At 56.8% G+C, this 22,230-nt stretch carries 9 protein-coding genes; 6 read left to right on the top strand and 3 right to left on the bottom strand.

Annotation, left to right across the window (positions count from 1 at the left end; all coding sequences use genetic code 11):
• The first annotated feature begins 349 nt into the window (after nucleotides 1–349).
• The 3 genes from galU to ACR0DJ_RS12575 all read left to right on the top strand — a co-directional run bounded on the left by galU (nucleotide 350) and on the right by ACR0DJ_RS12575 (nucleotide 3,992).
• On the top strand, nucleotides 350–1,243 hold the full coding sequence (gene galU / locus ACR0DJ_RS12585) for a UTP--glucose-1-phosphate uridylyltransferase GalU (RefSeq protein ID WP_170347094.1): 894 nt from the start codon (nucleotides 350–352) through the stop codon (nucleotides 1,241–1,243).
• A gap of 69 nt (nucleotides 1,244–1,312) precedes the next feature.
• On the top strand, nucleotides 1,313–2,752 hold the full coding sequence (locus ACR0DJ_RS12580; RefSeq protein ID WP_480685194.1) for a mannose-1-phosphate guanylyltransferase/mannose-6-phosphate isomerase: 1,440 nt from the start codon (nucleotides 1,313–1,315) through the stop codon (nucleotides 2,750–2,752).
• Nucleotides 2,753–2,921: 169 nt separating this feature from the next.
• Complete coding sequence (locus tag ACR0DJ_RS12575; RefSeq protein WP_480685192.1) at nucleotides 2,922–3,992, top strand: DUF2793 domain-containing protein; 1,071 nt, start codon at nucleotides 2,922–2,924, stop codon at nucleotides 3,990–3,992.
• Nucleotides 3,993–4,249: 257 nt separating this feature from the next.
• Here the strand turns inward: ACR0DJ_RS12575 and ACR0DJ_RS12570 are convergent, their stop codons facing one another.
• The 3 genes from ACR0DJ_RS12570 to ACR0DJ_RS12560 all read right to left on the bottom strand — a co-directional run bounded on the left by ACR0DJ_RS12570 (nucleotide 4,250) and on the right by ACR0DJ_RS12560 (nucleotide 5,746).
• Complete coding sequence (locus ACR0DJ_RS12570) at nucleotides 4,250–4,882, bottom strand: outer membrane protein (protein ID WP_480686271.1); 633 nt, start codon at nucleotides 4,880–4,882, stop codon at nucleotides 4,250–4,252.
• A 131-nt stretch (nucleotides 4,883–5,013) separates the two neighbouring features.
• Nucleotides 5,014–5,529, bottom strand: coding sequence for an HlyD family secretion protein (locus ACR0DJ_RS12565; RefSeq protein WP_480686270.1), 516 nt, complete (start codon nucleotides 5,527–5,529; stop codon nucleotides 5,014–5,016).
• Between the two features lie 31 nt (nucleotides 5,530–5,560).
• Nucleotides 5,561–5,746 carry a hypothetical protein gene (locus tag ACR0DJ_RS12560; protein ID WP_425079091.1) on the bottom strand — a complete coding sequence of 62 codons (186 nt, stop codon included), beginning with the start codon at nucleotides 5,744–5,746 and terminating at the stop codon, nucleotides 5,561–5,563.
• Nucleotides 5,747–6,189: 443 nt separating this feature from the next.
• On the opposite strand from ACR0DJ_RS12560, the gene ACR0DJ_RS12555 reads away from it, so the two are divergent.
• The 3 genes from ACR0DJ_RS12555 to ACR0DJ_RS12545 all read left to right on the top strand — a co-directional run bounded on the left by ACR0DJ_RS12555 (nucleotide 6,190) and on the right by ACR0DJ_RS12545 (nucleotide 22,199).
• Entirely contained in the window at nucleotides 6,190–6,441 is a 252-nt protein-coding gene (locus ACR0DJ_RS12555) for a hypothetical protein (RefSeq protein ID WP_480686269.1), read from the top strand.
• 363 nt (nucleotides 6,442–6,804) lie between these two features.
• A complete protein-coding gene (locus ACR0DJ_RS12550; RefSeq protein ID WP_425079092.1) occupies nucleotides 6,805–16,431 on the top strand; it encodes a hypothetical protein in 9,627 nt (3,208 codons plus the stop codon).
• Nucleotides 16,431–22,199, top strand: coding sequence for a hypothetical protein (locus ACR0DJ_RS12545; protein WP_425079093.1), 5,769 nt, complete (start codon nucleotides 16,431–16,433; stop codon nucleotides 22,197–22,199). The genes ACR0DJ_RS12550 and ACR0DJ_RS12545 overlap by 1 nt, the downstream gene beginning before the upstream one ends.
• Nucleotides 22,200–22,230: the final 31 nt, after the last annotated feature.

Below are 22,230 nucleotides of genomic sequence, written 5' to 3'. Positions count from 1 at the left end.
AAAAATAACATGATACGCGGCGCGGCAACACAGTCGGGTCGGTTCGGGGAACGCCATGATCTGCAAAACACGCCGTGGGGAACAGGCCTATGAATTATTCGTGATGGACCGAAGCGATTTATCCCGCTCTTCACCGTACAGTCAGCCAATGATCCAAGCACATGGTACACAAACATTGTATGGATACCGCATCAGACCGGGCTTTTGACTCCTCCCTGGCAAGGTGGCACGATTTGACTGATAGCAGCCTGATCCATCAGGCATCATTGATTGACAGGGTATTGCGGCCTATGAGGACATTCCGGACATATCCTGCTCTGCTGGCAAAACTTGATAATTGAGAGGCACCATGACACGCAAAGTTACCAAAGCGGTTTTTCCAGTAGCGGGCATGGGAACGCGTTTTTTGCCAGCGACCAAATCCGTTCCAAAAGAAATCATGACGCTGGTGGATCGTCCATTGGTGCAATACGCCATTGACGAAGCCCGTGCAGCCGGGATCAAGGAGTTCATTTTCGTAACGTCACGCGGAAAATCCGCGCTGGAAGATTATTTCGACCACAACCTGGTTCTGGAGCAGGAGCTGAAAGCCAAAGGCAAGAACAAGCTTCTGGAAGTGCTGAACAAAACGAATATGGAAAGCGGCGCGATCGCTTATATCCGCCAGCACAAAGCTCTGGGGCTTGGACACGCGGTCTGGTGTGCCCGTCGGCTGATCGGTGATGAACCATTTGCCGTCATGCTGCCTGACGACGTCATCGCCGCCGACAAACCCTGTCTGCAACAGATGATCGAGGCTTACGAAGACACCGGTGGCAACATGGTCGCGGCGATGGAAGTTCCGAAGGAGAAGACAAGTTCTTACGGCGTGCTCGATGTTGGCGACAATATCGGGTCTGTCGTCCCCACCAGAGGCATGGTTGAAAAGCCTGACCCATCGGAAGCACCGTCCAATCTGGCGGTCATCGGCCGGTATGTGCTTCGGCCTTCCGTTTTCGACAACCTCAACGCAAAAAAAACCGGAAGCGGCGGCGAAATCCAGCTGACCGACGCCATCGCCCAGGACATTGCCGCCGGAGTGCCGGCCTTCGGTTACAAATTCGACGGTCAGCGTTTTGATTGCGGTTCAAAATCAGGCTTTCTGCAAGCCACCGTTGCCTTTGCTCTTGCCCGCGAAGACCTGCGCGATGATCTGAGCCAATATCTGAATGACATTGTCGCCACGGGGAAAGCCGCTCAGTAGCCACAGATTGTTTTACTTGTCTAAAAACATGGCAATACCGTCAGTCACCCGCAATTCGAAGGCACGTGCATGACCAATACAGTCTACCCCGTCATTCTTTGCGGTGGATCGGGAACACGTTTGTGGCCCCTGTCACGCAAAAGCTATCCCAAGCAATTCGTTCCTCTGGTCGGCGAAACAAGCCTGTTGCAGAATTGCGCGGAACGGATGCGCGGGCCATCTCAAGAGCCATATGCAAAGCCCCTGATTCTGACCAACGAGGCATTTCGCTTTATTGTCCCCGAACAATTGATGGCCGTCGGAATTGACCCCGGCCCAGTTCTGATCGAGCCCGAGGGTCGAAACACCGCCCCCGCCGTTCTTGCCGCAGCCTTGTATCTGGCGGCACGAGATCCGGATGGCATCATGCTGGTGGCGCCGTCTGATCACGTGGTTCCGGACATGGACGCCTTTCATCAAGCCGTCGCCGAAGGCGTTCGGGCAATAAATGAACGACGCGATCTGGTTACCTTTGGCATCACTCCGACACACCCGGAAACCGGTTACGGCTATCTCAAACTCCGCCATCCTCCGGAATCGACCCATGAGGTTGTCCCATTGGATCGTTTTGTGGAAAAACCTGACCGGAAAACGGCCGAGGCGATGCTGTCGGATGGCAGCTATCTTTGGAACTCGGGCATCTTCCTGTTTGCCGTTCGCGATATCCTGGCAGCTTTTGAACAGCATGCGAGCGAACTTATCCCGCCGGTTCAAAAGGCCGTTGCCGAGGCAAAAACGGATTTGGGCTTTCTTCGACTGGACCCGGCGGCATGGGCGGGCGTGGAAGATATTTCAATAGACTACGCCGTGATGGAAAAGGCCCTAAACCTGAGCGTGGTGCCTTATTCCGCTGGCTGGTCCGATGTCGGAAGCTGGACCGCGGTTCAAGAGCTGTCGAACCCCGATGAAGACGGTGTGGCGACCAACGGAGAAGTAACGGCAATCGACTGCCGCAATGCACTGATACGGTCCGAGTCGCCGGCGCAGGAAGTCGTGGCAATGGGTCTTGAAAACGTAATCGCCATTGCGATGCCCGATGCGGTTCTGGTCGCGAGCATGGACAAGGCCCAGGACGTGAAACAGGCCGTTACGGCACTGAAGACCAAAGGGGTGAAACAGGCAGAATCCCTGCCGGTGGATCATCGTCCGTGGGGCTGGTTCGAAAGCCTGGTGATCGGAGACAGGTTTCAGGTCAAGCGCATCCATGTTCATCCCGGCGCGTCGCTCAGCCTGCAATCCCACCATCATCGTTCCGAGCATTGGATCGTGGTTGAAGGCACGGCCAAGGTCACCATCGGTGATCAGGAGCGTTTGGTAACCGAAAACCAATCCGTCTATATCCCGCTGGGAGCGACACACCGAATGGAAAACCCCGGGAAAGTTCCCATGGTTTTGATCGAAGTTCAGACTGGCACCTATCTGGGTGAAGACGACATCATCCGATACGACGACATCTACGCCCGAGATTGATTCTCGGGCATTGCTCTGCACGGGAACACCCATCGGCGGGTTCTTCGCAGACACCAGAATCTTACCATAATCTTCCCTGGGCGGTCGGCCCGGTCAGACAGGATTGACGCGCTTTGCGGCAGGGTAGCGCGCAACCGAAGCTTCGGACCGACGCCACAGGAGGACCCCCGTGTCACAAACATCCCCCCGATTGAACCTGCCTTTGCTGCAACCGGCACAGGCGCAAAAACACGTTACCCACAACGAAGCCCTGAGACGGCTCGATCTGGTCGTGCAACTCTCGGTACGGTCAACAGATTCCGGGACACCTCCTGTTGTTCCCGCCCAAGGCGAAGTTCATGCTCTTGGAGCCAACCCGACCGGGGACTGGGCAGGACATGCCGGTGAACTTGCCGTCTGGCTGGACAACGCCTGGCATTTCGTTACCCCCGACATTGGCTGGCGCGCCTGGGATGAAGCGGCCGGAGATCTGAAATTCTGGACAGGAACAGCCTGGGCCCCCTTGCCTGTCAGCACTCAGAACCTGGACGGAGTCGGGGTTGCGACCAATTCAGACAGTACGAACCGTCTGTCCGTTCGCAGCCCGGCGACCTTGCTGAGCCACGAAGGCGGCGGGCATCAGCTGAAGATCAACAAAGCCAGCGCCGGTGATACCGCGTCGCTGTTGTTCCAATCGAACTGGACGGGTCACGCCGAAATGGGACTGTCTGGCACTACCGGATTTTCCATCAAAGTGTCTCCCGACGGCGGCAACTGGACTGAAGTGATGACCTTTGATCCTGATGCCGGAACCGTGTCGGGGACAGCTGTTCAGGCCGATGCCAGCGATACCACTTCGGGCCGACTGATGCGCGCCGACTATGGATACGGCCCCGGAAACCTTCTTGGAACAGTGACGGAAAACGCTGGTGTTCCGACCGGCGCTGTCATTGAGCGCGGCAGCAACGCCAACGGAGATTATGTTCGGTTCGCTGACGGTACTCAGATCTGTACCGCCACGCTTGCACCCGTGGCATGCACGACTGCTGAGGGTGCTCTTTTCAAAAGCGGCCCAATAACCTGGGATTTTCCGGCTGACTTTTCGACGCCCCCGAACCTGAACGGCACTGGAGGCGTTGCAACCCGGTTTACCGGGTTTGATACGCCTTCGTCGTCGCAATCGACATTCATCGTCTTCTCGGCGATCTCGGATTCGGCAGCCCTGGCGCCATCCGTCACAGCCATTGGCCGCTGGTTCTGACAGGCGGGGCCGCCTGGATACTGGATCAGGCGGCCATTCCGACCGCAGATCGGTTGCGACCCGTTCCGCGCTATCCCCGCGTTACCGGGTACGCAGCCCTTCATCACGCCGGAAAAGCAGGATGGTTGCTGGAACGCCCGCTCACGGAACGCAGCAAACAACGCAAAAAGGCAGGTACACACACCATACTTGCGCGATCTGCCCGTCTGACGTCTCGTTCCATGTCGAAACCGAAAACAATTTTCGTTTACAATCAATCAGAATCGGTAGGTCGCCCCGATCAACGGCCCGGACTGATGGAACTCGAAATCATTGCCGCCGATCTCATGGTCGAAGGCGATATAGCGATATCCGCCACGGATCACCCATCTGTCGTTGATGGCATAATCTGCCGTCAACAGAACCTGCCACGTTTCGCTGCCGTTGCGGAAGCCGCCATAGTCGATGAACCCGGTTCCCGTCCATTTTTCAGAGAATACGAAACGTGCTCTTGCGCCAATGACCGGATCGACCCAATCGTCGTCAACTGTAGTCGTACGCCCCGGTGCCGAGCTGGGCGTCAGCGCGAAATTTGTTTCGGTGCTGAACCATCTGAAACCACCGGCAATGTCCAGTTGAACAGCGGGGTCCTCATAGACCCGATAGGCCACGTACCCGCTGAGGAACTGAGTGGTGAATGATGTGTTGAGAGTGGATCCAGACGGACCGGAACCACTGTTGCTGAAGGATAGATTTGTATAATTGTAGTCAGCCAGCAGGCTCCAACGCCCATTGGATGCCGCAAACGCGCCCATGAATGCGAAATCCAAGTTGCTCAGAGCGTCAGAAAAACTCAACGTGCCGTCCAATGTCCCCGACGGCGTTTCGATAGACGTTTCCGTTTCAGGCATGAAAAGATAAATCGTCGCTTCATGGGACCAATCGCTTTGCTGCGCGGAAGCGGTTGTTCCAGTCGCCATAACCAAGGCTAAACCGATCCCTTTTATCACATATTCTATATTCATTTCGTCCCTCCAGTATTTCAAATGTAATTCAGCTTTTTGGTGATCCAGAACAGGATTTCCGCCAACACACCGATTGCGCCCGCCTTGTCCGTGATCACCAGCGCAGAGCCAGAAGTCCCGAATGGGAAATCTTCGACATTGATCTGGTCCGGAACTTCGATCAGCACCGGATAACTGGACACGCCGGCCAATTCGCGCAGTGATGGAAGGCCCTCCCGCGAGTCAACAACGCCCTCTGCCGTTCCCACGGGCAGCGATACGACTGTCCCAGAAATCTCGCTGCCCGGCAAGGTTCGCAGAGCAAGGCGTATCTTGCTGCCGACGGCAACATTCATACGGCTTGATTGCGGTAGACTTGCGATCAGATGGCGGTCATCGGGGACAACAAAAGAGATCGCCCCCTGTGCAATGGACACTCGATTTCCGGGACGTAGAGAAACGGCTGTGACAAAGCCGTCCTCGGGCGCGCGCACGACTGTTTGCGCCAGGTGCCAAAGCGCCTGCGCCAAAGCCTGTTCGGCTTCGCTCCACAATGGCTTCGATGAACCAGAAATCCTCCGTTGCTCAAACCCCTAAATTTGTCCGGTGGGCGCTGACGTCACACAGATCGACCGAATGCTCATCGTCTCCGATGAATTCTCTGGCCAGCCGCGTTTTGCGCAATTTCTTCAAGTATTCAGTGAACCGATGCGTAAGAGCACCTTTTTCAAAATTGGAATCAGTGGCGAGTAGGAGTTTGATGATCTTCATAGCAGTTCCCTCATCTATCCAGTGAGAAAAACCGACCGACAACGTGCGAAGAAGAGTAGAATTGAGAAGCAGCCAACGGTCTGCCCTAACAGGGGCAGATCAGAGAAACCGTATGAGAAAGATATGCTGCGATGTCGTCATAGGATGAAACAGCCCTATTACCGGACGCACGTCAATACCTTCGTACTATTGATACTGACTGAGAAAGCGTCTGTTAAGAAAATGAGACGCTTTCCCGCCCCTATGATAACAAGGGGATTTTGATACTTGGGCGACAAAGACCTTGTCTTTGGACGAAAAAATCGCTGATTTGGGTCTCAATTGCTTGGTGCATCAACAAGCTGTAGCGCTCCATTTGACATCACCTACCCACATCCGAAAAACACTTTTGTTTCAATACAGTCTTATCACGTAGATGCAATATACTGACCAAAAACTTCACAATGAATGATCTTAACTGCTGTGATCAGCAAATGCATCCCCAGCATCCACGAAAAGCAAATTTTCACCCGTTTGATTCTGGCTGTCTCAAGGATCTGACCCGATATGACGAAATGAGTGCGTTGTTAACAATCAAGCCAGCTACCGTTCGCCGAAATACTCCTGAAAGTGAGCAGTGCGGACATACTGTTGAAAAACTAGAAAATCTTACGGCTGCGTTTTTGACTCAGAATCCGTTACAGAGACAAAAATGAAACTTAGCGCCCAGCAGAGCGTTTGAGAGCCTTAGACATTGCCAACGCCGTTCTTAGGCTCAGCCAGCGCTCTTGCCGCCACTATTTTGTTCTCAGTATGCCAACGAGTCTGAAGCCTATTTTGACGTCCTGAACTTAGCCTCGCAATCTATATTTTCTATAATATATCAACAAGTTAATTGTTTATAATATTTTTTGTTGCATTGTGAAGGGAACCCATGAACACTGTTTATGGCGCTGTTTGGTGCCGGATAATTTCAAATTTTTGAACACATCGCTTTGAGTTTGAGTATCTGAATATCGTGGATGGAAGACGACTTTAGCACAGAGAATTTAGCAGCTGAAACTGCTAAGAGTTGGAGATTGACGCGGCGACGGTTTCTGCAAGCCAGTGCAGCCGTGCCGATAACGGCCGCCGCTGTGGATGCGCGCAATGCAAGCCAGAAAATCCAGGACGGACATGAACGCGATCTTGCCTTTCAGTTCCTCGAAGGGCAGCGCAAAGTTCGGGTTATCGTGCTGTTTGACACCCCCGGCGATCAATCCCAAACACTAACGGCGACAGACGAGCCAATCCAATGGACGATTGACGCGCGCCGGTTCGGACCTCAAGCCTATTTCACCCTCAGGGAACTGACCGAAAGCGGCAGTCGAAAAAGATACGAGTTGCGCATCAGGAACGGCCAATTCGGCGCGTTGCAGCAGGCCAACCTTGTCTGGGATCTTGAGCAACGCAAAGACCCGGAGTCGGGAAAGCTGCGGTTTTCCATCGTAGCTGAAACAGATTTCTTTCGCCGCTCGAACGAAAGGTTGGGGTTCTTCCTTGAAGACTATGGCAATCCTTTCAGAGTTAGAAGAACCCAAGGTCTTTTTGCCCGTCTATTCGAAAGAAGAAGTCCCAGACCCAGACCTGGTCGGTTCCGTGATTTCGCGCGGGGACAATCCCGCCTGCACCAGATCGTAAATGCCAATGTCGTGCCACAGACCTTTGCGGGCATGTTCAACGGCCTGATCAAGTACAACAACCGATCGGGTTCGATACGAGAGATCGACATATCCATTGGGACGGATCTTTTTTGGGACTTAGAAAACAGGAACTTCCCAAAACAAGATCAGGTCTACATCGCGTCCATTCGCCTAGCACTCAAGTCCCTGCGCTTTGGTTGGATGTCTTTAGACACTGCTAGGTCGGGCGATGCCAAAGATGCAGACGACCCCACAAAATATCAGTTGTTTGCGCGGGCGGTACGGGACGACAATACCCGTTTTGGCCTGTTTGGCGGTACAGGGCCAACGATCTCGTTCGAGCAGACCGGCGGCCCCAAAGGCAAAAAGGATGACAGTCCCGGGGTGTTCCTTTTGCGTCGAGACGATACGCGGGCGGATGGGGAATCGCGCGCCGAAGCTGCATTGCCGGGATATTTTAATTTCGACATCGCGGACAAAGACGAGCCCGAGACTATGGCTGGCCCTTTCCGCGATATCGTCGGGCGCATCCTATTGCGTGCCGATCGCTCGGCCACAAGGAACACCGTTGATTTCAGCCTGAGTTTTGACGGCGATTTCGCAACCACCAAGGCGCGCAGAATCGAAACGCCCATCGGCCCTCTTGTCGTGCGCGGCCCCACATTGTCGCCAGAAGCCGAGGCAGAAACACCCGAAGCCCGCCGTCAGCGTATCTTTCTCGACCCATTTGCGGCGCGATGGGATCAGGGGGTGTCGCTTATCTGGTCCGAAGCCCAGAGTTCGAAGCGCGAGCTGGATTGGGCCGAGATTAATGTTCTGCTGCTGGAACATGCCGCCGCGCTTTCAGACAGCCATTTCTCGCGGCTCACCTTTGACCCCACAGACCTGCGCATTCTCTGGGCGCCGACAGAGGCCACTGATGACAGTGCCAGTCTGGTCAGCCTGCTGCGTCTTGGACCGCGCAGCAGCATTCCCGGCAGCCGGATAGACCTGAGCCGGGCAACGTTAAGGGCGGCACGCACCAATGATCTGCTGTCACTGCAATTCCGTTTCTCTGGATTGTGGCTGGCTTATGGCGCGACCGGAGCGCCGGAACTTGTGAAAGACAACCCCGCCTGCTCGCTGCCTTTAGCCAACGGAAAAACCAGGGACGATCCACGCCCCGTCATAGCAGTGGATTTTCCGGGTCAACATCTGTTTGAAGAAGCACTGTTCATTCCCAAATCAGAACCCTTGCCCGACGCCAAGCTTGAAGAAGAACGCGGGGTTGTCAGCAAGGCCAACGGTAAGCTGAATACTCAGGCAGATGACCCGCCTGCGGTTTTGCAAGAGACCGAGACCGAGTTCATCCTGAAAGTCAACGACGCGGCACAAGTTGACGAAGTCCTGCGCAGACTGCCGACAACTGCGATGCGCAAAACGTTTCGCGAGGCTTTGCAGATCAGAAAAAGTGCCGCTGATGCAAAATTTCAAACGTTTCAGAAAGCATACCGGGCGGCCGCCGAAAATCATGGCAAACGCGTTTCGCTCCCCCCGGATCAAAAAATATACATCGGCAATTTCGGACTTGACGTGGATGCCCGGGCGTTGGCGCGACAAGTCCAGAATGAGCAACGCAGACAGAAGGCAGCTGAGTTTTATTCTAATCTAATTGCGCGCCTAAAAACCACTTACGACGAAATACTCAAAGACGCGCGCTCAGGCGGAAACACCTCTCCGGAAGCAATCGCGCTGACGGATATCGACACATCGATATCTTCGGCGCTGGTGATGGAAGGATTGCTTGAACAATCCATACCGGCCTACCAATTACTGCGCGAATTCTATCGCGACGTGATGATCGGAACACATCTTGAGGACGGTCTTGCGCAAAACCCGGATGCAGAGTTCTGGCCCAAAGACACAAAGGCCGAAGAAACCGAGGCCATCTTTGCGATACTCGGCGAGGCCAGCCCGACCTTGCCCGGATGGGCATCCGCCGCCGGGCTGAAGCTGGATCACCTAGTTCAACGGCGCGATGCCGTGAAAGAGGCCTTTACCGAGGCCATTCTGAAACAAGATGAACAAGACCAGATCAACCGCCAAACCCGCAACGGGCTGGTCGAGGGGCGATTGGCCAACCCGTCGCGTCTGGCGTTTCGGGTTGCCTGTGCAGATTGGACCGAGGTTTTGCGTGCAACCAAAACGCATCTTGATCAACCAGACGATGCGCAGGCGCGATTGCCGCGCAAAACACTGCCTTTTACCTTGCAAGGCCTGACGAATTTCGCCGATTTCGAACTGGCCGTCACCCGGCGCGCTCAGCGCATTTATTCTGCCGACGAGGCAGGACGCCGGGATCGGCTCAGCCGACGCACGCTTAATGTCAGCCCGGGTGCCATGTTGGATCATCTCGGCTTTCATGACGGACCGTTCGTCAACTCTTCGACGCGGCTGGCCGACATCCAAAGTGCATTGCGCGCCCCCCCCGGCCCGTTTGAAACCGCAATCGAGATACCCGCACGCCTCATTCTGTCGCCACATCAGGATGCCGTGGTCATCGGCCGGAACACAGGCGACGTTCCTGACAGCGTTTTTGCGCAGGATGAGCGTAAGCAACCCGATGTGTCCGCTTTGTGGAGCGCCGATTTCCTGATCGAAGCCGAGGACCCGGGGGTGCGCGCCGTGCATTCCCCCGATTTGCGCAGCGATTTTCTGTGGGGCCATGCCTATAGCAATAAGGCACTTCCCGGAGCGCAGCGCATCCCTGCCACTCCACCACCTCGGGGGCCAACGGCCCCTTGGCATCATGGACAGGGCGCGCAACCCATCGGACGCGCCGATCTAACGCTGGTTGGCCCTGGGGATCACAGCATAGCGGACCTCAATGACACCGAAGACCCTTTGCGGCGATGGAACCTTGTCATCCACCCGCAGAAAAAACAGACCTTCGGCGATCGGCTTGCCCAGATATGCAAGGCCTTTGCGGATCAGAAAAAGGCAGGTGACCCGGAAAAACCAGAGCAATTCCGGGGCCCGACTGATGCGTTCATTCGCCACGAGTTGGTTTTGCTGACCTCGGGCTGGGGCTTGCCGGTTCTGGGACGTCGCGCGCCGACGGGTAACTTGATGCAGGGCTCATCTCAGGTCGAGCCCGAGCCGCGCCACCGACTGTTCGACCTTCAGCGGGGAAGCGCCCTCTATCAACCGCGTGCATTGGAAGTGACCGAGCTTTCTCTGAGCAGCCTAGGAGGTTCGCTGCGCCATGACAGCAGCTTTGAGCCGCCCGCCGCCGCGCTGAGCCAATATGAAGGTCAGTCCGGCCTGTTTGATGCGCTGTCGATCGAGCGTTGGCAACAATGGACTGTTCTGTCGCGCGATGTGTTCTGCGAGGTCACGTTCAAGGGCTTTCTTTTCCCCTTGGGCCACCGCGCAGCACTTGTCCAAGTCACGGAACGCGAATTCCTCAGGGCACCGGATGGCACGGTGCGCGCCTATCTGCGCCAAAGGATGTTCATTCGCCTGGGCAAACCCGAGAAACGTTTCCCCGCAATCGCCCAACCGTTTGAGGGGCGTTTGTTTCCGGTCGAACGGCTGCGAATCCTGACCACACAAACGCCCGATATTGTCGATCCGGCGACACTTGTTTCGACGTCCCCGCCGGACGGGGACGGCCCCGTCCCCACCGATTCGTATGGCCGCCTGAATTTGCCGAAGAAAAGCGCACTGGCCTTCTGGCCACGCACGGCCCCCCTGTCAGAGGCGAATATTCGCTTTGAAATCGAAATCGACGGGGCAAAGACCGATATTCCTTTGATCTTCGTCGACAATATCGCCGCCAATGATCCGGCGAGTCTGGCCAGAATTGTCGCGACCTATAACGCCATGCCGTCCCCGGATGACACAGCGGCTGAAATTACTGACGACAACAGCATTGACCCTGTCGTCCATGTGCGCACGATGCAGTTCCGGGGTGAAAAACGTCGCTATGCGCCCGAATTAAAGGCCGGATCCACCAGCCTTGAAACCGACCACTGGACCCTTGCGGCAGGAGGACGCCGAAGCGGGGCAGCGCAGATCGCCACAAGCTCGGGCCTGACCGGCAAACCCATCAAAGCTTTTGTGCCGACTCTTGCCGGGTTTTCAAGTGACCCGATCCTGCAAGGTGCTGATCAGCCCCCATTCTTCCCTCAGGTAGATGTGGCGCGTCTACGGTTGCGTCAGGCTGAGCGGTTGGTCGGCCGAACCTACGGCCCGGTCAGGGCGCGGTTCGATTTCGCTTACCTTCAGAAAGGCTTTCCCGAACGCCCGCCTGGTGAGGTGATCGAAAGCAATGCCGGGGAAATTTTTCTGACGCTGGTAGAGCCTGATCAGAAACTGCAATCCATGGGCAAAAAGGGTGACCAATCCGGCGGGGTGTTCCGCCCATCCGGGCGGATGGTCGCTGTTTCACGCGCCAAGGGGGTGGTCAGCAATACCGGTCGATTGGCCGTGCCGATCACTGGTGGCTTTGCCGAAGTAGCCGAAGTGTTCAACCACGGCCCCATGCCCCCTCCGCCACCCGCACAAACCGGCGCAGCTGCCGCACCGCAACCGGCTGAGCAGAAGGCAAAAGCCCAAGAGGCTCTGCGGCGCGCGCGGGAAATCTATGCCAACCTTTTTGATTCCAAAGCCAAGATTTTGGGATTGGTCAGCCTCAAGGATTTGGTGTCCTTCCTGGATGATCTGGAAAACCCAAATACGGGCATGCCGGAACTCGACGAGCAAATCCGGTATGGCGCCGGGCAGATGCAGGGCGCGCTGGATGAGCTGAAACAGCAGGCGACTGACGCAGGCGAAGAGGTCGAGAACCAGATCAACGAAACCGTCGACAATCTGACCGGCGAAGTTCGTCAGCAAGCGTCTGATGCAGCCGATCTGGTCCAGGTACAGGTTGTCAAACCGTTGTCTGTTGCGGTCAGAGACATCCGCAAAGGCTGGGACGCGCTAGAGGCGCAATTAGCCGAAGAACAGCGCATCGTTGCACCGGCTCAGATCCGCGCCATCACTATCCGCGAGATTTTCCCTGAGCTCGACAGCAGCTTGAAAGCGCTTGATTTCGCGTTGACCGACAGTGCCAACCAAAGCGATCAGATCGCATTTGCGCTGTCTTTGGGCGCAGTTTACGAGGCCGGGCGGCGTTTCATCGACGCGCTGCAACGATCGTTGTCGAACCCGGCAGCCCGGATCGAGGACGCGTTCCGCAGTCGGTTTGATGCCCTTCGTGAGGTTTTCGACGGGGTAGCCCAGGGCCTTCCGGGTATCGTCCGTGCACTGGCGGCCGATGTTCTTGCGGCGAAGCGTAGAGAGCTGGCTGAAAAGCTTGCGCTTCGTCTTGTGCCAGTTTCAACCCCTACGGCCTTTCTGTTTCCTGCAGTACGGATCCCGGATATCGACCTATTGGCGGAAATCGGGGTTAATGAAGCCCTGATAACCGAAGTGCGCGCTGCTTTGTCGTTGGAGCCGCAGAACGCCCGGGCGCTGATCGGAAACTTCATCGACTTCGCGCTCGACCCCAAAAACTTTGCCCAGCTTCCGGCAGACGGCGAACCTGCTGCCCAATTGCTCCGGTTGTTCCTGCGTCAGGACACTTATAGGAACGTTTTGGGGTTTAGCATCTCACCAATTCTTCGACGACCACACGGGCAGCAGATCAGCAATCTGATCAATTCGCGTGAGGCCCGCATTCGGGCAGCGGTCGAACAAGTGTTCGCCGCGCTTGAGAAAAAAGTCCTAGATCTTGAAGCCGATTTGCAAAATGCAACGGATGAAACTCGCGCTGCTATCGAAGCCGAGCTTACCCGTGTCCGCGCCGAGGCCGAGGCGCGTGCCGCCGAACTGCGCGTGATCCTGCATACTTTGGTCGGGCAAGAGATCGATGCGCTGATTGAGACGATTTCCCGAGAATTCGCCGAAGAAATAGCGGTGATCACCGAAGTCGTCACGAAGACTGAGAAATTCGTACGCGCGGTTAAATCCGGAGCACCGCGACCGATCCTGGATGCTTCGCTTGAATTGGTCGCTGTATTTGCCGGACCGCTCGACTTTGAAACGGAAGATGTTTGCGTTGCCGCGAACCGGTTCGCAGAACCTCTGCGCCGCGCCCTGCTTTATTTCAACCCCGAAGAACTGATCCTGTCTGATCCAAAGGCAATCGGCGTGCCTGTTGTGTTGACCCGCGAAGACCTGCCTTTACCCACGTCATCTGGGGCGACCCAAGACGTCCCTGTGCGACGAGCGCCGAAGCTTGAGATGCTTACGGAGTCCACCTTGGGGACACGGCTGCACGATGCCCATCACGATATCCATGCTGCGTTGTTGAAAGGGGCTAGTGGCCTTGATGATGCTGTGACGGATCTATTGGCGACGAAAGAAAAGGCACCCAAAGCCGCAGACCAGATTGATACGGTTGTCGCCAAGCTTCGCAGTCTTGTTGGCCCTGCCCTTCGGCAAGTGGCTCGCGTCAATGACGCCTTGGCGCGAAGCTATCGCGATCTGGTCAATGCCGATCGCGCGGCAGTCATCCTCAGGGCGCGTTTGAAATCTACCAGTGAAATTGACTTATGTGGTCCCAACATTGCAACGCAGCTTGATGCGGCGGCCCGCCTGCCGCGGGATTTGCAAGCGTTCATCGACGTTTACGACACCCTGGTCAAAACTCTGGTCGAGGCGGTGGGCGACATCGGAAAGGCAACAGAAAACCTGTTGCGCAGCGATTTGTCTTACGTTGTGCTGACCGGACTTCTGGCTGATCAACTCGATAAAAAGACGGGCGTATTCCAAACCATCAAGGACGAGGCCGGCGAGGTTGCCAAGACCGCGCAAAGCTATGCCCGGCAACTTCAGCGGCTAGAATATAAAACAACCGTCTATCTAGCGGGCGTGCTACGTACTGTCGTCGCGCAGATTGAAAAACAGGTCGCAAGCGCGCGGGCCTTGGTCAAACACATCAATGAGCTGAGCGAAGACGACCGCGTCCGGGAATTTGTCGATGTTTCCGGCATTGAGCAGAACCTTGCCCAGATAGACAAGGCGCTCGTCTACCTTGGTGAATTGAATACCGAGCTAACCCGTATCGCCGCAATCAAAATCCCAGATTATGATGACCAACTGGCCGACGATGCGCAGCCGCAACCTGGCGGCCCGCGCCTGACCGAGTTGCAAAAGGCGATTGGCGACGGCCCACCAGCGCTGGATTTTGTGTCGCCAGAGGTTGCACCAAATGAGCAGAACCAGACACTCGGACAGCTCAGGGAGCTACAATCGCAGATTGAGGCTCAACTGCGCGACATAACGGCCAAACTGCGCCAGCGTCTGCACCGCGCCGAAAGCGACGTTCTGAAACAGGTCGACGGGCTGGCAAAGCAAATTCTTAACGCGCCGGTTCCATTTGGGGACAACACTGTGTCCCTGCCCCAATTCTACAAGAATGCGGTCGAAGAGCGGGATAACCTTATTGCCAAGACGCCAAAAATCCTGGCGGACTCGTTAAAGACCAACATCGTGTCAGACCCTCGAAAACATCACGCCAAATTGGAAATCCCGGCGGCCCTCCCCGCAGCTGATCCGCCGCTGGTGCCATATGAACCCGCGCCAGAGGGCGATTTGGCCACTCCCGCCAATGACGCGCTTGCCGGAGATCGTGCCTGGCTAGCTTATGTGTCTCAGGGCGCGCCGCTAAGCGATCCGGTCCAACGGCGTTACCTGATCGCATTCCTGAATGAATGGTCGCGTGAAGACTCGGCGCCGATCATCATTGGCAACCAGATCGTGTCGGTCATATCCGACATATTGCGCGGCGATATCATGCGGCTGATCGACCTCAACGCGATCCGCGATCAGATCGAAGACTACCTGCTGTCGCTGGTGCCCTCTGAAATCCAGATGCGGTATGGGTATGGCGTTGTTCTGGGGGATCCGGTCCGAAAGGCCACCGGCGGGATATTCGCGCCTGCCAGCGGCTCGCGGTTGGACGTTCGGACCGGGATCGTCATTCGACTGAACCGGTTCCAGCCAGAGATCGCTTTCTCATCGGTCGGTACGTTGGGGGCGTTTGATGTAAAGCTTGTGGGCGATGCTTTCGATGCCCTGACGCTGCGATTCAAGGGTGCGCGCTTCGAAACCAAGGGCGGATCCAAGCCGCGGTTCGATATCTCTTATGATGACTATATCATCGGGCCGCAATTGCAGTTCCTGCAACAGTTGCAGTCAATCCTATCACCCTCAGAGGGGTCCGGCGCTTTCATTCTACCGCGCTTTGGCCTGCCCGGGATCGAAGCCGGGTACAGTATGAACTTGGGCGTTTTCTCAATCGGCGCGGCGTCTTTCTTCAACATAGCGCTTCGCACATCGGCGATTTTGCCCTTTGGTGACGGCGACGCACGGTTCCGCGCGGCACTGTCCAGCCGCACCAATCCGTTCACGATATCCTATCTTCCATTTGGCGGCTCGGGCTTCTTTGCCATTGAGGCGAATGCCAACGGCATCTTGGGATTTGAGGCGTCGTTTGAATTCGGTGGTGCGGCGGCCTTTGGGTTTGGACCATTGACCGGGCAAGGGCGATTGATGTCGGGCATATATGTCCGCCAGACCACCTTGTCGCAAAATCGCAAGCTGACCGAGATCACTGGCACGTTCTACGTTGGGGGATCTGCTCGCATCTGGATATTCGGGTTTGGCGCGTCGCTTTATGTGCGTTTGGGCATGGTGAATGGCGACATGTCCGGCGAGGCCGTCTTTACCTATTCCTTCTCGATCGGGATCAAGGATTTCGACTTTTCCGTACAAGTGTGGAAACAAGAGGCCGAAGGGTTCAATGGTCAGTCCACGTCCATCGGGGCGCAGGGCAAAACGCGGTTTGCCCAATTGGGTGACAAGAGTACGGCGCGGATTCAGGACCGTAACGCAGCCCTGGTCCAGACAAAGACAAGTTCACCGGACACGAATTACAGAGCGTATCGCAACACCTATTTCAAAAAACCTCTGAAGGGCGAGGATTTCTTCTGATGGCCAAGCACAACGGTAAGGCCGACACGGCCAGTGACACCAAACGACAGCTGGTCGAAGAAGAGTTATACGTGCTGGCAGCGGGAATTTGGCCGGACTCAGCCACAGCGCGGCTTACATTACAGGTCGAGCCGAAACCAACAGGCCAGACCACGGATGACGAGCAAGCCATGACGTTGGAGAACTGGCCTGCCAGCATCGCAGCGCGGCTGAACGCGGGCATAACTCTCACCTTTCTGCCCCTGGAAGGCTCCAATCCGGACCAAGCGCCCAGACCTTCTCGGACCCTCAAAGACCCGATCGTAATGCGTGCCACCTCGCTGGGGCTTGCGGAAAAGGACGCCCGGGCGGCCGCTTCTTTGTGGAGGGCCATGCTCGGCGAGGCAGACAGTTATCCGGATTTCAAAAATCCGAAAGACGGGCAGGTTGAAGTCACCCGTGGTACATGGGTCGATCTCGTGAATTCCCTGAAACTGTCACAGGCAAATGTGGGTGCCGCCGGTGGGCCCGGCCTGCACAACGGTACCGGCGATGTCGATCCGCTGAATGATGACGGGGTCGGGGCCGAAGGGCAAATACGGCCAAGCCCTGCAAGCGATCAGTCCCGCATTGCCGGTATTCTGCCTGTCCCTCACAGCGATTTGGCTTTGGCGCTGGATCAGCAGCGGGCCGAGGAACTGTGCCTGTCTCTGGGCGAACTGCTTGGTCAATCCGGCCTGCATGACAAGGCCGAAGGCAATCGTCGCCAAAAGCTTAAACAGGACCCGATTTTTCCCAAGCTCAGCGCGTTGCTGGAAGCTGCCGAGCCTCCAAACCAAGAACAACTGACCGAGGTATTAGGTAAGGTCATTGATATCACGCCGCTATGGCCAGAGTTTGCGTCGGCCGAGAACACTCCCGAGCAAGCCCTGCGTCGCCTGCGGAAATGCCTGAAACAAGCCGAACGCGCCCGTCTTTCCAAGGCGTTAAGAAACAGCCGCGCAACAACCGCCAAAGCATATTGTTCCGAACAAAAGCGTTTGCAGGAAGGCAGTTGTGATATCGAAGATGTCGACACACCGGCAAGGTTCTGCGGGGCCGAAGCCCACGACGAGGCAACACGGGAAAAAGTCATGGCTCAGGCCTGCGCGGCCCATCACTATGCCAGCTGGCCGCAGTATGTGGCCGATGGCGAAGACCCACCTGAACCTCCGAAGCCGGATCAGAAGCCCCTGACCGAAACAGCGATCGTTCAGCGCTATGCCGCGTTGAAATCCGATCCCGTGCTGTCGCGGGTCTTTGGGTTAAGCGTGGATTTGGAGCTTGCAACTGAGGATTTTCAAGATCTGAAAGACGGGTTTTACCTTGTGGCAGTATCACTTGGGACCAGCCCGCCCGTTACAGAAGGCCTGGGGGCCACCTGGACATTGCTTGAGGTCAAGGATCAGGGCGGCGCGGTCAAGTTCTGGCCTGCGACCGAACGGGCTGCATATGTTAGCCTAAGCGGCAAGTCTGACACCGGTTTTCCCCGACAGTCCCACGGGCTGATGACCCTGTCCGGCGCGCCCTGTAGTGCCGAGGCCGAAGCCCCGCGATTTGACCTGACCAGCATCGAGCTGCGCACGGCAACCGAGGCCGAGATGCAGCGCCGGTTGTCGCGCCAGTCGAATATCGACACCGATGCCACGGTCGACGCCCAAAATCCCGAGAGCGATCCAACCCCCACGAACCCGCCCCCGGAAGCCGACAACCTGAGCCTTGGCGGCAAGTACCTGACCGGCGGTTTGACCTTGCTGATACGCTCGGCCGGAACGGATACGGCGGTTCGTCTGGCGCGGCGTGATGAGCGGTTGGTGAACGATCAGGATGTTGTTCTGGATGCCGATGACCTGACAACCGGAGTACGGCCATTTGTCGGTATCCCCGAGGGCAACGGAACGCGCTGGTCGCAACTGACGGCCCGCAACATCGACTACGGGACGTCGGGTCTTCAGACGAATGAGATCAGGGTTTTGGTGGGCAAGCTGTTCCCCCGAAACAACAACAAACTGTTCGCCTGGAGGCGCGCGCTGGAAGCTGGGTTTCTGACAACACCGTCGCGCCTGTTGCCCACGGGCACGGAAGATCAGGAAGCCGTTGTCGAAGAAGCATTCACCACATGGGACGGAAGCCCCATGGGTGTGGACATAACATCCCAGAGCAACGCGTCTCGTGATGTGCAAGTGTTCGGGCGCACGCTGACGCTGCCGAAAAGCAGCCTTGACACTTTGCGATTTGGGGTTCCGTACCGCTTTGCGCTGGCGGCGGTGTATTCCGGCGGTGTTTCGCGTCAGGCGGCAGGCCTGCCCTCGGACACCGAGGGAGACCCGGCCTTCTACCCGGTGATCTCAAACCATGAAGAAAAAAAGGGGGCGCGTCCGTTCTTCCGCTTTCTGCGTCAGGAATCGATCGCAGCCCCGCAATTTGCGCTGCCTTTGGGACACGCGCTGCGCAGCGAGGGCGAGAAGCGCAGGACCGGAACCAAGGGCAGTGCAGATCCGCTGCCATATGTCCATGCGGGGCCGATGGGCTTCGACACCGGACCGCGCATGGTGGTCAGAAGCCTTGGCCCCAAGATCACCGAGGACGACAAGGACTATGGGTCGCGCATGACGGCCCGAGCCGCCCCCAATATTTGTCATCGGGTGGTTTTGGCACCAAATATGGTCTTTGACTGTGCGGAATGGCACGGCGCCTTCGATAGCAGCACAGAGAAGCGTCCGACTGGGGCTTACGACAATTTTGCTGGTGCGCGGGCCACGGTTGGTGACAGAAACGACCGCGAAAACTTGATTGTGGCCCGCACTCATCTGCTACGCGGTCTCGACAATCGCGGTTTTTTGGACAAACGAACCTACACAGACTGGCCAAATCCGGGGACGGCCTCAGACACCGCGACACTGGGGGATGCCCTGATCAAGCGCCCCAAGTGGCTGGGCAATAAAAGACCAACAAATTTGTCTAACGAAAATCGCCTGAATCGTTTCTACGAAGATCCCTTGGCCCGAAACCTTGCATTCGGCATCCGCCTGAAAGGCGAAAGCACCTATCTAGAAGGCGGGCCTCTGATTTATGACGTTTCGGACACAAAGGTGAAGCTGTCTTCAGGCCACAAAGTGTATTCAAGGTTGCCCGTCGTCGTGACGTCTGTAATCGGCAACGGCCCGGCCCGGCCAGCGCCCAGTCGTATTCAGGATGTTGTAACTGTCGACAATAAGACCGCTTACAGATGGTTCGATGCCGACACGGAAGACGACGGATTTACCAGCTCTAACCGCTACATGCCTGCGTTCGAACTGCGGCTTGAATTGCGACCCGGTGAAGAGATCGAAATTGATATCTGGGCGCTTCCTTCCGAAGGCAGTCTGGCCCGAGACCACGCTTTGGTTCAGGCTTTTGGGATCAAGCTGTGCGCTTCGGGCAAGGCCACTGGACTGTCATCAGCGGACGCCATGTTGGCGGGGGCAAAATCCGTTCTTCCGCAACAGTTTTCGGACCGGCTTGAAACAGAGTTGGCGAAACAGGGCGCGGACAATCGACGGTATGTTGCACCCGGCGGCATCTTCGCCCCGACAAATGCCGCGTTAAAGGCTTTGGGCAATACAATCACGCATATGCTGAAGCTTGGCCCGCTGCCAGAATTCGCGGGCGTCACCACCCTTGAGGCGGTGCATGCCACCAATCGGATGCCGACCCGCCCCACCGCACTTAAGCCAGCCGTTCCGCAAGACCCGATGTTGTCCGAACTGCCGCCAGTTGACGAAAACACACCCGAGCCTCGGCCAGTTAGTGCGACCCGACCAGCAAGCGTCGAAGAGAATCCATTTGGGCCATTGGCCGTCAGCGCGCCGGGGTCAACGCATCTGGTGCTGGATGGCACAGTGCCGTTCGATACCAACACAAATGATGTGATCGAGATCGAGGCCCAGGTGACTTTGCCGGGCAGCTCAAACTTTGATGATCGCAATCGAGGGCGATCTTTGGCTCATCGCCGGAAGGGAACATGGCCTCCGTTGCGGACGCTGGATGGTTCGACGCGCAAAGACAAAGACGATCAACCGCTTTATCGCAACGCCGAAGACCTATTTGGCTTTGACGTAGGCCGCGACGGTACAGTCAGCTTCCAGCCTGCCAAGGTGACGCTTTTGCGGGTTGAGGGTCTGCCAAGGCGGCTTCCGCGTGGGCAACTTGATCTACGGTCGCTCTTTCTCAATACCCTTCCAGATGGGGCGCGTGTCGCCCATCGCCATGTATTCCCGGACGGCAAAGCCCGGCGTATGCATGTCCGCGTCAATGCCCTGTCGCGTACCATGGATGACCTGCGTACCTGTGCCCGGGTCGCACGCCCGGGTGACCCCTGGACATCCCCGAAAGAGGGACGTCTCTATGGTACTGGTGAGCATGTCCCCGCGGAACCCGTGCCTGCCAGTCATCAGCTGAACCCATCTGATCCCGTTGAGATCATTCTGCCGGCGACCGTGCGCCCCGCCAAACCGGATGCCCGCGCACCGCTTCCGCTTCTGGAATTTGAATCCGGGCAATCCAAGGCCAACGAACCACCCTGGCTCTGGCACAACAGAACCGCCTCAATACGCATCCCATTGGGGCGCGAGTGGTTTTCCAGCGGCGAGGATGAAATGGTCGGGTTGGTACTCTGGCCACCCATTGGCGAAGAAGAAGAAACCCGGACTGGTGGCAAGGTCAGCATCCCAGGGCGGTATCCCGGCGATCCTGACCGCCGTTTGGACTTGGACAAGTTGGACGGTGACGTGTTGACATTCAGCGATGATGACCTCGGCCCTGGTGGGCGATTTATCTCGCGCCGTGGCAGCGATCCGGTCCGTGGTGGGTCCGAGACTGAGCCCGTTCTGCGACCTATCGCGATTGCTGATCTGTTCCGGGATCAAAAGGATGCACGTCGGGCGAAAATGGTCGAAAACGTGCTCATGCCGCTGGATGACGAAAGCAGCACAGTGGGCAACCAAAAACAAAGCAGTACCCCGCCGATGCGCGTGGCGCTCGCGCTTTATCAACCGCGCTTTGATGTAGAGCGAGAGGAATGGTTCATTGACGTCACGCTTAAGGCACCGCTGGCACCCGATGGCTTTGTCCGCCTTGGTCTTGTGCGGTACCAGCCCCATGCGGTGCCAGAACTGCGCTGCTCCCGACCGGTGGTTCAGTGGGCGCAACCGTTAAGCACGCGCGCGCTGCGCGCCCGTCGTGATGCTCCGGGTCGAATTTTCATCGAGCTTGAAGGTCCGGCCCCGAAAGAACGCGCTCTGCCCAACAGCATTACCTGCGATAAAACCCCAGAGCTTGGCGTCGACCGCGCCGCGCTTTTTTGCCAACCCGCCATGCGGCTGACGCTTTTCCGGCAAAAAGAAGAGAACGGTCAGACAAGGCGCGTGATGCTCAGGCGTCGCACAAAAGAAGTGGTTCGCCTGACCGCCAATGCCGACGAAGACAACGAGAAGGATGTGCCAGCGCCGCAGGCTGACGCTATTCTGGTAACACCAGAGCGCTTGGCGGATTCCATGGCGCGTTGGCGGCATGTGCTGAACCTGTCGGATTACGAAGACAGCCCTAATGACGGCCAACTTCAGCTTTTGGTGGAAGAAATCGAACATTTCCGACCCGCGAGCTATGCAGATGAGCCTGTCGCCGCTGCGATAGACGCGGCCTGGCGCACCGAATTTCAGGAAGCTGGACCACGTTTCTCAGCACTGCTGGAGTTGAAAGCTTTTGAGTGATCAGCCCCAATTAAATTTCACAACATCATAG

Source organism: Ruegeria sp. BF10, assembly GCF_056538725.1.
This window is presented reverse-complemented; position numbering and strand designations above follow the sequence as displayed.